This is a genomic window from Pullulanibacillus sp. KACC 23026, from assembly GCF_029094525.1.
Classification (GTDB): Bacteria; Bacillota; Bacilli; order Bacillales; family Sporolactobacillaceae; genus KACC-23026.
Genome location: NZ_CP119107.1, coordinates 2,712,557 through 2,725,739, shown reverse-complemented (window position 1 = coordinate 2,725,739; position 13,183 = coordinate 2,712,557). Strand labels below are relative to the sequence as shown.

Sequence of the window (13,183 nt, the reverse complement as noted above, 5' to 3'; positions counted from 1 at the left end):
GCGTTGCCCTTAGGGGAGACCAGGTAGAACGAATTAAAGCTTATTAACACTAGTCGTAAAGGAGACGATCACGATGGAAAATCTAGCAGGACTCATAGATCATACGTTACTTAAAGCTGACGCAACAAAAGCTGATGTCCTAAAACTACTTGAAGAGGCTCAAACTTACAAATTTGCTTCAGTCTGCCTTAATCCAACTTGGGTGAAAACAGCTGCTGAATTCCTAAAAGACACACCTGAAGTAAAGGTGTGTACGGTAATTGGCTTCCCGCTTGGGGCTACCACATCAGAAGTAAAAGCCTTTGAAACCAAAAACGCGATCGAAAATGGGGCAAATGAAGTCGATATGGTCATTAATATCGGTGCTTTAAAAGATGGCCAATATGATCTTGTCGAAGAGGATATAAGGGCGGTCGTGAAGGCTGCAGAAGGAAAAGCTTTAACAAAAGTCATTATTGAAACCTGTCTTTTAACGGATGAAGAGAAAGTAAAAGCTTGTCAGCTGGCTGTCAAAGCAGGGGCTAATTTTGTTAAAACTTCGACTGGTTTTTCTACAGGCGGTGCAACGGTGGAAGATGTTAAGTTAATGAGAAAAACAGTAGGTCCGGAGATAGGTGTTAAGGCTTCTGGTGGTGTTAGAAGTTTGGCGGACGCAGAAGCAGTTGTGAATGCGGGCGCCAATCGAATTGGAGCGAGCTCAGGTGTGAAAATCATGAACGGCCAAGCTTCGTCCAGTTCTTATTAAGTCAAACCGTTTTTTTGTGAATTGTAAGGCCGTTATAAGCTGCAACTTAAGAGTTAGTACATCAATGGAGGATCGATTTGATGAAGTATGTAATTGCACTTGTTGGTTTACTTGTCGTTTTTGGACTTGCTTTTATTGCAAGTAACAATCGAAAAAATATTAAGATCAAGCCTGTTATTCTAATGATTATTATTCAAATTGTCTTGGCCTTTTTACTATTAAACACAACATTAGGCTATGCCTTAATCAAGGTCTTTGCTGATATATTTAATAAATTATTGGAATATGCAGATGCGGGTGTCTCCTTCGTATTTGCCGGCATTGCAAACAAAGGACAAGCACCATTTTTCCTCGATGTCCTCATGCCGATCGTGTTCATTTCGGTCTTAATTGGAATTTTCCAGTACTTGAAAATCTTGCCGTTTATCATGAAATGGATTGGCTTTGTTTTAAGTAAAGTCAATGGGATGGGGAAATTGGAATCTTACAACGCGATTGCTTCTGCAATGCTAGGGCAATCCGAAGTATTTATTACTGTGAAAAAACAACTGGGGTTATTGCCGGCCAATCGTTTGTATACCCTATGTGCATCCGCCATGTCAACGGTATCGATGTCCATTGTTGGTTCCTATATGACGATGATCCAACCTAAATATGTTGTAACCGCACTCGTCATTAATTTATTTGGCGGATTTATTATCAGTTCCATAATCAACCCTTACACAGTGGATCCTAATGAAGATATTTTGGACATTCAAGAAACTGAAAGGCAAAGCTTCTTTGAAATGTTAGGTGAATATATACTGGATGGATTTAAAGTCGCGATTATAGTTGGGGCGATGTTAATCGGATTTGTTGCCCTGATGGCTGCTATTAATGATGTTTTCAATTTAATTTTCCATATTACATTCCAGCAGCTATTAGGCTATATCTTCTCACCAGTTGCTGTCATTATGGGAGTTCCAATGTCAGAGGCAGTACAAGCAGGCGGTATTATGGCCGAGAAGCTTGTAACGAATGAGTTTGTGGCGATGATGGACCTTTCGAAAATGTCCAAATCGTTTGACCCGCGAACACTTGGCATTATTTCCGTCTTTCTTGTTTCTTTTGCTAACTTCTCATCGATTGGTATTATTGCCGGAGCCGTCAAAAGTCTCAATGAAAAAAACGGAAACGTCGTGGCTAAATTTGGCCTAAAACTCCTCTATGACGCAACCTTAGTAAGTGTCTTATCAGCTGTAATTGTAAGTATAGTTCTATAAGAAAAAACGAAAAACAATTTCTCAACTAAACAGGGGGAATTGTTTTTTTTTGTTGTGGAACGGTGTGGAACGCGGGGACGGTTCTCCCGTTTCAGAAACAGGAGAACCGTCCCCAAATTTCACACCCGCTTCCCAATCTGATTGCCACGGTTTTGTCAAAAAAGATTGTGAATAATATCACAAACTTATTACTAAGATAGGCGTAAATTAAAGTCAAGGAAGGAAATAAACCTTCCTACTAAATCAAAGGTTGGTGATCGTCATGATCGTCAAATTTTTAAGAGAAAATAAAATCGCTTCTTACCTTCTCCTAGTCCTAAGATTTTATATTGGGTACGAATGGATGAAGGCAGGTCTGGAAAAACTTACAGGTCAATTTGAAGCCAATGGATTTTTAATTGGAGCTATTAAAAAAGCAACGGGTGAAAACCCAGCTGTTCAGCATTGGTGGGCGAGCTTCTTAAATGGTGTAGCACTACCAAATGCCGGAATTTTTAACTTCCTAATCCCTTGGGGTGAATTCTTAGTCGGTCTTGGTTTAATCCTTGGTGGTTTAACAACCTTTGCCGCTCTCATGGGAGCTGTTATGAATTTCGCTTATATGTTATCTGGTACAACCAGTACGAACCCACAAATGGTCCTCTTAACCATGTTCATACTTGTTGCAGGGGCAAATGCAGGTAAATTAGGTTTAGATTATTATCTTCGCCAAATCTTAACATACGAAAAACTAGCCCACAAATTCCACACGAACAATCACCACCATCCTCACCTTGGGGGACATGTCTAACAGGAACGCAGGGACGGATCTCCTGTTTCATTTAAGAGTGGAACGCAGGGACGGATCTCCTGTTTCATTCAAAGCTGACCCGTTAAACGCGTAAATCTCTTGGTCAGACTTAACATTTTTACTCTAAAGCTTAAAGCTCTGCATTGATAGGAGGAAAACGTAATGACTATGATCATGCACTATAAAAATCTCCAATTGACAGATGGAATGAAGAAAACGATTGAGACAAAAATAAGCAAAATCGTGAACCAGTATTTAACGGAAACAGAAGCTATTCCTGTTCACATCAATTTGTCAGCCTTTAAGAAAAATCATTGCATAGAAGTGACTATTCCATTAGGTGATCTGACAATTCGCGCGGAAGAGACAACGAATGATCTATATAAATCCATTGATCTAGTTGAAGATAAGCTTAAACGGCAATTAAGAAAATATAAAACAAAAGTCAATCGAATTCGAAAAGAGCGTTTCGTTCAGGAACTGGAGCTAAATGATCGGTCAAAAGACCAAGAGAATGAGGAAATTGTTCGGATCAAACACTTTCAATTAAAACCAATGGATGTCGAAGAAGCTATTTTGCAAATGAATCTACTCGACCATAACTTTTTTGTTTTCCAAGATGCTGAAACAGAGCAGATGAGTATCGTCTATAAACGCAAACACGAGCAATATGGATTAATTACTTCTGAAGTCGCACAGTGAAACGCGGGGACGGATCTCCCGTTTCACCCCATTATCAAATCGATGATAGGCTAGTTAATATGGGGCGGTTCTCCTGTTTTTTGAAACGGGAGAACCGTCCCTCTGTTTCATGCCAGATTTGCCCGGTACATCAAGAATGGCAGGGGTTTCAGTGGGGCGCGGGTCTGATTTTTCGACAAAATAAGATTGTTAGATAATTTGACTAATTATTTTAAAAATTTCAGTTATTAAACTAAGCTAAAACTAGTTCAACCAAACTTTATTCGAAAGGGAGTTTTTAGAAGACGTTTATTTTAAGAGAGAAATGGGGCGAAACAGGATGAAGAAATATCTGATTCTATTAGTTGTTTTATTGCTAGTCTTTTTGCAGGGCTGTTCCTCTCAAACTTCTGGTACGACACAATCTAACATTAATAAAACTCTAGTTATTGGCATTGAATCTGAAGCTGATGTTCTTGATCCTGATCGTGCTGGAGGATGGGTCACTTATAGAATTAATAGGCAAATTCATGAAGGTCTACTGACTGAGGATTTGTCTGCGGCTTCCAAAAGTCAATCAGTTCCCCCGCTAAAACCAAGCTTAGCAACCTCCTGGGATGTTTCGAAAGATGGTCTCCATTATACTTTTCATTTGAGAAAAAATGTCAAATTTCAAGACGGCACGCCTTTTAATGCTCAAGCCGTTGAATTCAATTTCAGAAGACTCATCGATAAGAATTTTAAATACTATGATCAACGAAGTGCCAGCAATTTGACTAATACGGTTAGTGATATTAAGAGCATGAAACTCATTGATGATAACACCATTGAATTCACTATGAAAAAACCATTTTCCGCCTTTTTGAGAATGTTAGCCGGTTCCAGTCAAGTCGCTATGATTAGCCCGACAGCATTGAAAAAATATGGAAATAACGGCTACTCAGAACACCCGGTTGGCACGGGGCCATTTGAATTTCAGGAGCGCGTCAAAGGGGAAAAAATCGTTCTAGTCCGTAATCCGAATTATTGGGGCAAAGAACCTAAACTTCAGCGTGTCATCTTCGTCCCACTGTCTGATGATTCAGCCCGTGTTGCAGCTCTTGAGTCCGGGCAAGTGGATATGATTGCCGTTCCACCGCCTGATGCTATCAAGAGTTTGAAGGAGAAGGGCTTTAACATTGAGTACGGGGCACCACCGCATGTGTGGTTTTTAAGTCCGAACTTCAATAACCCCTATATGAAAAACTTGAAAGTCCGCCAAGCCATTGCGATGGCGATCGATCGAAAAGGGATGGCTAAAGAGCTGCTGAAAAATACCGTCACACCCGCTTATAGCGCTCAATCACCGGCCAATGATGCGTATGATCCAAGCTTTGTGGATTATCCTTATGATCCTAAAAAAGCCAAACAGCTTCTCGCTGAGGCAGGCTATCCAAATGGTTTTACCACGACCTTTGAGACCTCTGTAGATGGCTCAGGACAACTCATTCCGGTGCCAATGGCGGAATGGATTCAGCAGGATCTTGCGAAGATTGGGATAAAGGTAAAGCTGCAAACCTATGAATGGATCTCTTATCTCGGAAAATGGTCGGATATGTCTTCATCTGTTGGCTTTAACCAAATGTCTTGGGGGATGTCCACACCTTATTACTTATACAATATTGCTTATTCCACTAGCGGGGCCAATGCCGGGAAATACTCAAATCCTGCTTTTGATAAAGTCGTTAATGAGGCCATGACCGCAACCAACACAGAAACAGCAACGGAGGATTGGAAAAAAGCAAATGAACTGATCGCAAAAGATGCGGCCATCATTCCGATTGTGAGTGATAAGGCTCCATATGCAATGGCCAACTATGTCAAAGGCTTTGTCGTACCAAACGAAGAATGGTATGACCTGACCAATGTTTATATTAAAAAATCAAATTAGATAGGTTAGTCTGAACGTTATCCAAATGTAACGGTCACTCATAACGCGTACAACGTTTTAAAAAAAAATGAGGAGGGGTTCAGGATGGGAGCTTATTTAGCCAAGAGACTTCTTTATATGATTCCGATTTTATTTGGCGTCTCGTTTCTCGTCTTTTCCATGATGCACTTGATGCCGGGTGACCCAGCGAGAATGATGCTCGGTCAGCAGGCGGCACCCGCTGCGATTGAAGCTTTAAGAACGAAATTAGGTCTGAATCAACCCTTTCTAGTTCAATATATTCATTGGCTATCAAATATTTTAAGAGGCGATTTGGGGACATCGATTACGATGCAAATTCCGGTTTCCGCTTATTTGTTTCCTAAATTAATCAATACTTTAATCCTTGCAGCCGGTGGGTTGATCGTTTGTGTCGTCATCGGAATTGGAATGGGCTTAATCTCAGCCCTTAGAAAGTATACCTGGATCGACCGAGTCTTAATGTTTTTGGCACAGTTTGGTGCGAATACCCCTGGGTTTTGGTTAGCCATTACTTTGATGTGGTTATTTGCGACAAAGCTAGGCTGGCTGCCATCAACTGGCATGTATGATGTCCGTACAGGTCCGAGTTTTATAGGTTTAATAAAACACCTCATCATGCCAGCCTTTGCTACCGCCACCGTTTCCCTTGCAGTGATTGCGCGTTTAACCCGCAGTAGTCTGATTGATGTCATGAATGCTGAGTTTATTAAAACTTTCCGTGCAAATGGGATCTCTGAATCCAAAATTATCTGGAAGCATGCCTTCCGAAATATTTTAGCCCCGCTCCTTAACATGATAGGTTTACAAATTGGTTATCTGTTAGGAGGCGCTCTATTTGTAGAAGTGGTATTCAATTGGCCGGGAATTGGCAGCCAGATCTACGCGTCTATTACTTCGGAAGATATGCCAATGGTTCAAGCGGGTGTCCTTTTCATTGCGGCCTGTTTTGTCTTAATTAACCTGATCAATGATATCATAATTGCTTTTTTGAATCCTAGATTAAAAAGTTAGGCTGTTCTTGTAAACATTGTTGCAAGTAGGCTCTATTCCTAGGTAGGGACAGTTTCTAGGGGCAAAGCAAAAGCAGCAATCCTTTTGGAAACGGCCAAAAGTTAATGGGAGGAATGTTTATGATGAATCGGGATGTTGTGGTTATTGATAAGAAGGTCGCCTTGAAAAGAGAACGCGCTGAAAGAATCAGGCGCAGCAAATTTTTGCAAACTGCACGGGTCTATTCAAAAGACCGGTTGGCGGTTATTGGAGCAATTATTATCTTTATTGTCGCAGCAGCTGCCATTTTTGCTCCCATGATAACGCCTTATAATCCAAACATTGGTGATGGAACCAAGCGATTACTTCCGATTGGAACTCCGGGCCATATCCTCGGTTTAGACGAAGAAGGACGTGATATCTTAAGCCGGTTAATCTATGGCGGGAGACTTTCTTTAGCTTCAGCCGTTTTCCCTATCGTAATTATGTTTTTCATAAGTTTGGGTCTTGGTTTAATCGCCGGTTATTTTGCAAAAGTCGGTGAAGTGATCATGAGGGTTTTGGATGTTTTGTTTGCTTTTCCTACTGCCTTACTTGCTATTGCTATTTCAGCAATCATCGGAACAGGACTAACAACCATAATGCTTTCGGTCTGTATCGTCATGCTTCCCTATATGACTCGTGTGGTGTATACCTCGACATTAAATGAAAAAAACAAGGAATATGTCGAAGCAGCAAAAGCGCTCGGGGCAAATAAACTCGAGATCTTGTTTAAGGAAATTTGCCCGAATGTGATGACGGATCTAATCGTGTATTCAACCACTTTAATGGGCACAACGATTGTTTTTGCAGCGGGTCTTAGTTTCATTGGACTCGGCATTCAACCGCCTCAAGCCGATTGGGGGCGCATGGTGACAGGTGGAATCAGTGTTTTAACAGAAGGTGCTCCGCATATTGCAACCATCCCGGGCCTAGTTATTTTAATTGTGGCGACTGCCTTTAACTGGATTGGAGATGGTCTGCAAAGTGCGCTTGATCCTTTTAAACGCACACAACTATAAAGGGGGCAGAATTCATGGATGTACTCACCATATCGGACCTTGAGGTACACTTTTCAACAGCAAACGGGGTTGTTAAAGCAGTCAATGGGGTTGATTTTTCAATTGGTTCAGGTGAAATAATGGCGCTCGTTGGTGAATCCGGTTCCGGTAAAAGTATTACAGGGTTGTCGATCTTGGGTCTCGTCCCAAAGCCCAATGGTAAGGTCGTAAATGGACGTATTTTATTTAACGGCGAAGACCTGGTTGGCAAAACGGAGAAGCATTATCGGAAAATTCGCGGTCAAGAAATTGCTATGATTTTCCAAAATCCATTATCCGCTATGGATCCTTCTTTTACAGTCGGTAATCAATTGTTGGAAATTATAAGGGATCGTCAAGGGCTTTCAAGGGTTGCGGCATTAAATGAAGCCAAGAAACTCCTTGATCTAGTTGGGATTCATGATCATAACCGGGTTCTGAACGCTTATCCTCACGCCCTAAGCGGCGGGATGCGGCAACGAGCAATGATTGCGATGGCATTAAGCTGTAAGCCGAAGCTATTAATTGCCGATGAACCGACCACAGCGCTTGATGCCACGATACAAAAACAAATTTTATCTCTACTTAAGAAGATTAATCAAGAATTGAATACGAGTATTTTATTCATCACCCACGATTTCGGAGTGGTGGCGAATCTTTGCGATCGAGTGGGTGTCATGTATGCAGGCCGTATTCTTGAATATGGCAAAACGGAAGAGATTTTAAAACGACCAAAGCATCCTTATACAAAAGGATTAATGGATGCCATGCCTGAAACCTCATTGGAAGCTTTTCTATCAACAAAAGGCAGTTCAAAGAAATTCCGGCTCAAACAAATAACGGGCTCCCCCCCTGATCTATTAGATTTGCCGTCTGGCTGCCATTTCTATGAACGGTGTGAACGCGCCACCAGCCAGTGTCTGCAAGCTTTTCCTGAGGTGAAGCAGGATAAAGATCATCTTGTAAGATGCTTCCATGAGGAGGAAATCTATGTCTAATTTAATTGAAATTCGTGATCTGACGAAGACTTTTTCAACGACTAAGACCTCGCTGCTTAAGAGTAAAGGAACGTTTACTGCTGTGGACCAATTCAATTTAACGATACAGAAGGGTGAAATCATTGGCTTAATTGGTGAGTCTGGTTCAGGGAAATCGACTATCGGGAGAATGATTTTGAAACTGATTGAACCGACTTCAGGACACATTCTTTATGACGGAAAGGACATCACCCGTCTCACTCATAGGGAGATGATGGCTTATTATCAAAAAATGCAAATTATCTTTCAAGACAGCGCATCCTCTTTTAATCCAAGAAAGAATATAGGTGATCAAATAGTGACCCCAATGCTGCGTCTGGGTGTCGAGGTCTCTCGCAAGAAAGCAGAGGAACAGGTGCAGAGAATGCTCGAAAAAGTAGGTTTAAAACGGGAGCATTTCTATCGCTATCCGCATGAATTCTCAGGTGGCCAACGTCAAAGAATCGGCATTGCAAGAGCGCTGGCTCTAAAACCGGAATTCCTTGTATTGGATGAACCGACTTCTGCTCTTGATGTGTCGATTCAAGCTCAAATTCTCAATCTCTTATTAGATTTGCAGGAAGAGTTTCAACTAACCTATCTTTTTATTGGACACAATTTGAGTGTGATTGAGTTCTTCTGTGACCGAGTTGCTGTCTTGTATAAAGGGAGATTAGTAGAATTGGCAGACAGTACCAGCCTTTATTCTAAAGCCCTTCATCCGGTATCGAGACTCTTGTTGGCTTCCGTTTTAACGCTGGATAAAGAACTAGAGGAGGAAAAGGAGTCGATTGAGGAGGAGAAGGAATTGGTTATGACTGATCATCAATCAGGATGTGTTTTCTCTGCAAAATGTCCCCATGCGACTGAGCTTTGTCTAAGTGATCATCCTCCTATGAATAGCGTAAATGGCGATCACCATTATGCGTGTTTTCATCCGCAAGAGATCGAAAAGGTTGTATAAGTAGGGACGAACTGACAAAAGGACTGAAGGGTGGTGCTAATCAAACGGTTTGTCATTGAATAAACGCAACCAATGGAAGGTTAATAGCCTTCATTAACGCAAGCTTTAAATCTAAACTAAAGCTTGGCACTTTAAAATAGGAAGGGGACTGCTCATGAAAAAGGAACAAGACTTGCTGCAATTATCGGAATTTTCGATTCTCGAAGCTTCTATTCAGGATTTACAAATCGCAATGGAACAAGGGCTTGTGTCATCGGAAGAATTAGTGAAGTTCTACTTAGATCGCATTGAAAGATATGACAAAAAGGGTCCTGCACTTAATGCGCTTGTTTATGTGAACCCGGAAGCAATAGAGACGGCGCGGGCGCTTGACCAAGAGCGCATGGAAAAAGGGTCTAGAGGCCCCTTGCATGGGATCCCTATCATTTTAAAAGATAATTATGACACGTACGATATGCCGACAACGGCTTCCTCAAAAACTTTGGAGGGCTCGATTCCGCTTCGGGATGCCTTTCTTACTGCGAGGTTGCGCGAGGCAGGTGTAGTGATTTTGGGGAAATCAAATCTCCATGAATTTGCTTATGGGATTTCCAGTATGAGCTCTCTAGGCGGGCAAACCTTTAATCCTTATGGGCTCAATCATCATCCAGGAGGATCAAGCGGCGGGACTGGGGCCGCCATTGCAGCTAATTTTGCAGTCTTCGGGATGGGGAGCGATACAGGTTGTTCGATTCGAAATCCTTCTTCTTATAATAGTTTAGTTGGTTTGCGTTCATCATATGGATTAACAAGTCGCGCAGGAATTATTCCGATCTCCATAACGCAAGATGTCGGAGGGCCTATGGCTAAAACAGTAACGGACATTGCCATTGTCATGGATCGCTTAGCAGGCTTTGAAGATCCAAGAGATCCGTCGACTAAACTTGGGGTAGATAAGAGGCCAGATACCTATACGGCTTTTCTGAAGAGGGATGGGTTAAAAGGAGCTCGCATTGGAATTCTGAGAGCCTGTTTTGGTGAGAGTAATGAAACAGAACCTGCCAATCGTGTAATCGAACAGTCGATTCAAGAACTAGAAGGTGAAGGAGCGAATTGCCTTGACATTGAACTCTCACAACTCCATGAAGCAAAAGAGGGGGATTTACCCAAGTATGAATTTCAAACAGCTATTGAGCGTTATTTAATGGAGCTTGGTGAAGATCGACCTGTATCAACGTTACAAGAAATCGTGGATTCTGGCCTGTGTATTCCTGGGATTATGGAAGCTCTCACATCTGCATTAGGAAAATCGATGGAGGACCCCGATTATAAAGCCGGATTAGAAAAACGGCTTAAGTTTCGAGAATCGGTGGAACAGGCGATGGATGACTCTGACATTGACGCGATTTTGTATCCGACCTTTCAGTCACCTCCACCGCTTATTGGACAGGAGAGATGGGCGTATAATAATGGTGCTTTAAGCGCCTATTCCGGACTTCCGGCAATCGCTGTTCCGGCAGGTTTTACGGAGGATGGATTACCTGTTGGCATGGAATTGTGTGCCCGGATGTACCAAGAACCGAAATTAATCGAACTCGCCTATGCCTATGAACAAGCGACCCATCACCGGAAACCTCCAGTAAAAAATGTCCCTTAATCAATGCCTGTTTTTCAAATTGGAATGATTGAATAGAATAGAGGCTTGATGAAAGGATTTTAAAATGTTTAATTCGAAGTGACGACCTTAGGATGATGAGTCCTGAGGTCATTTTTTCGGGTTGGGGAAAGTCCTCTTGAAGGTACAGGAGGCCTGCTGTTTGAAGCTTAGATCATGAGTTCTGAAGCAACCGACTAGAAAGCATGAGGAGGAATCCGGGCCATCACGCTTTTCTTCAATAAAAAAACTCCCCATTGGAATAGGGAGTGTACAAAACAGGATTATATTTTTGACAGGTTTGGAGCCATTCGGTGTTTTGTGGCTTGTTCATAAGCATACGCCATACCTATGAGTTCAGCTTCACTCCACATTTTCCCCCAGAAGGCGAGTGCGAAGGGAGAGCCGCTTTCATAATAGCCTGCTGGAACGGTGATGAGAGGCAACCCGCTGATATTGATCTCAGATATCGTTGTTGATTTGATCTCTTCAACGTTAAGGGCAGGAATCGCTTCAGGCATTTGAGGATAAACGAAAGCGTCTAACTCATACCTCTTCATCACTTTGTTAACGAGATATAATAACTCGGTTTTGACTTCATTAAATTCAGTCAAATCTGGTAAAAGACTGGGGTCGGCCATTGCGGTTTCAGGATTAAGCATGTCATGAGCTAAATTTAAAGGGCCACCTTCTGCCCAAGGTACTTGACCTGCCTTTTCAAAAACAGTTTGACTATCAAGATCAGGATTTAAATGGTTTAAGTATTTTTCTAAGTCGTGGAAGAAGGTCTCCATTCCGATAAAACTATTTTTAGACTTCATGTATGCCGCAAAATCGGTTCCAGCAAAGGGATCTTCAATGACTTCTGCCCCTTGATTTTTTAATTCTCTTATGGCTTGTTCGTATAAGTCTTGCGTCTCTTGGGATAGGGACTCTGTGCGCCAACCGGGACCATATAACCCGACACGTTTTCCTTTAAGGGCAGACGTATTAATGAAAGTCGTGTAGCCAACTTCTGGAACCTTGCCGATTGAAGCTTTGGTCTTCGGATCTTCTTCAGAATAACCGGCCATGACATCAAGCATGATGGCGGCGTCTTGAACGGTACGTGCATGCGGTCCTAAAACATCTCTAGTGCTCCCAGCGAGGGGTGTCACGCCAGTGGTAGGAATTAGACCAAAGGAGGGTTTGATCCCGACCAGTGCTTGAGCGGCAGCGGGTACCTGTATTGAGCCCGCAGTCTCTTCAGCCACACCAAGGACGGCAAAGTTCCCTGAGACAGCCATAGCTGTGCCGCTGCTGCTTCCACCAGGTGAAAGCTCGCGATTCACCGCATTATAAGTTGGACCATCCCAACTAGTGTTGGCATTATAGGCGCAGCTAAATGCAGGGATATTTGTTTTTCCAAGGATGATGGCACCGGCTTCTTTTAAACGTGCCGTTACTTCCGCATCCTTTTCAGGTAATAGTTCAATTCCTCCACAGCTCTTGCTAAGAGGAGCCCAGCCAAATGTGGAAGGGTAGCCCTTCACATCGACGGCTTCCTTAATCACAATAGGAATACCTGCCAAAGGTCCAAGTCTAGATCCTTCTTCGCGCAAACGGTCCATGTCCTTTGCCTCTTCTAAAGCATTTGGGTTCAAAAAAGTAAAAGCGTTATAAGAGTCTTCGAATTCTTCAATTCGATCGAGATAGGACTGAACAACCTCTTGTACCGTGAAGCTGCCTTCCTCATATCCCGCTAACAGTTCATTCACAGTTACCTCTTCAAAGCGGAACCCTTCTTTTTTAGATGTTAGTAAAGTACTATTTTCCAAATGGGGACCCCTCTCCATAATAAAATTAAGTCAAACGAGTTACAAAAGAGGATTTCTAAATATTAAAAATTAACTTTATAATTAAGATTCTAAAGGAATTCCCAAGATTTAAAATAAACCTGTTAGATAATTTGACACGAAAAGTGAAACAGAGGGACGGTTCTTGCGTTTCATTCGACTTTCGAACGAAACGCAAGAACCGTCCCCGTGTTTCAGGAAAACTTTGTAAAATATAACTCTTAATAACTATTGAAA

Annotated in this window: 11 protein-coding genes; 10 read left to right on the top strand and 1 reads right to left on the bottom strand. The window is 42.2% G+C overall.

Going from position 1 to position 13,183, the window contains the following annotated elements; all coding sequences use genetic code 11:
• The first annotated feature begins 73 nt into the window (after nucleotides 1-73).
• From deoC to PU629_RS12635, 10 genes are all read left to right on the top strand, one after another.
• A complete protein-coding gene (deoC, locus tag PU629_RS12680; RefSeq protein ID WP_275280439.1) occupies nucleotides 74-745 on the top strand; it encodes a deoxyribose-phosphate aldolase in 672 nt (223 codons plus the stop codon).
• An 80-nt stretch (nucleotides 746-825) separates the two neighbouring features.
• Nucleotides 826-2,007, top strand: a complete 1,182-nt coding sequence (locus tag PU629_RS12675) for a NupC/NupG family nucleoside CNT transporter (RefSeq protein WP_275280438.1) — start codon at nucleotides 826-828, stop codon at nucleotides 2,005-2,007.
• Nucleotides 2,008-2,269: 262 nt separating this feature from the next.
• On the top strand, nucleotides 2,270-2,797 hold the full coding sequence (locus tag PU629_RS12670) for a DoxX family membrane protein (RefSeq protein WP_275280437.1): 528 nt from the start codon (nucleotides 2,270-2,272) through the stop codon (nucleotides 2,795-2,797).
• A 162-nt stretch (nucleotides 2,798-2,959) separates the two neighbouring features.
• Nucleotides 2,960-3,499: a ribosome hibernation-promoting factor, HPF/YfiA family gene (hpf, locus tag PU629_RS12665; protein WP_275280436.1), complete on the top strand. Its 540-nt coding sequence runs from the start codon at nucleotides 2,960-2,962 to the stop codon at nucleotides 3,497-3,499.
• A gap of 319 nt (nucleotides 3,500-3,818) precedes the next feature.
• Nucleotides 3,819-5,408 carry an ABC transporter substrate-binding protein gene (locus tag PU629_RS12660; RefSeq protein WP_275280435.1) on the top strand — a complete coding sequence of 530 codons (1,590 nt, stop codon included), beginning with the start codon at nucleotides 3,819-3,821 and terminating at the stop codon, nucleotides 5,406-5,408.
• Between the two features lie 84 nt (nucleotides 5,409-5,492).
• Nucleotides 5,493-6,440: an ABC transporter permease gene (locus PU629_RS12655; RefSeq protein ID WP_275280434.1), complete on the top strand. Its 948-nt coding sequence runs from the start codon at nucleotides 5,493-5,495 to the stop codon at nucleotides 6,438-6,440.
• A gap of 119 nt (nucleotides 6,441-6,559) precedes the next feature.
• A complete protein-coding gene (locus tag PU629_RS12650; protein ID WP_275280433.1) occupies nucleotides 6,560-7,480 on the top strand; it encodes an ABC transporter permease in 921 nt (306 codons plus the stop codon).
• Nucleotides 7,481-7,494: 14 nt separating this feature from the next.
• Complete coding sequence (locus tag PU629_RS12645) at nucleotides 7,495-8,496, top strand: ABC transporter ATP-binding protein (RefSeq protein WP_275280432.1); 1,002 nt, start codon at nucleotides 7,495-7,497, stop codon at nucleotides 8,494-8,496.
• Complete coding sequence (locus PU629_RS12640) at nucleotides 8,489-9,478, top strand: oligopeptide/dipeptide ABC transporter ATP-binding protein (RefSeq protein WP_275280431.1); 990 nt, start codon at nucleotides 8,489-8,491, stop codon at nucleotides 9,476-9,478. The genes PU629_RS12645 and PU629_RS12640 overlap by 8 nt, the downstream gene beginning before the upstream one ends.
• Before the next feature lie 154 nt (nucleotides 9,479-9,632).
• Entirely contained in the window at nucleotides 9,633-11,114 is a 1,482-nt protein-coding gene (locus tag PU629_RS12635; RefSeq protein ID WP_275280430.1) for an amidase family protein, read from the top strand.
• 281 nt (nucleotides 11,115-11,395) lie between these two features.
• On the opposite strand, the gene PU629_RS12630 is transcribed toward PU629_RS12635, so the two are convergent.
• Nucleotides 11,396-12,928, bottom strand: coding sequence for an amidase (locus tag PU629_RS12630; protein ID WP_275280429.1), 1,533 nt, complete (start codon nucleotides 12,926-12,928; stop codon nucleotides 11,396-11,398).
• Between the last annotated feature and the right edge of the window lie 255 nt (nucleotides 12,929-13,183).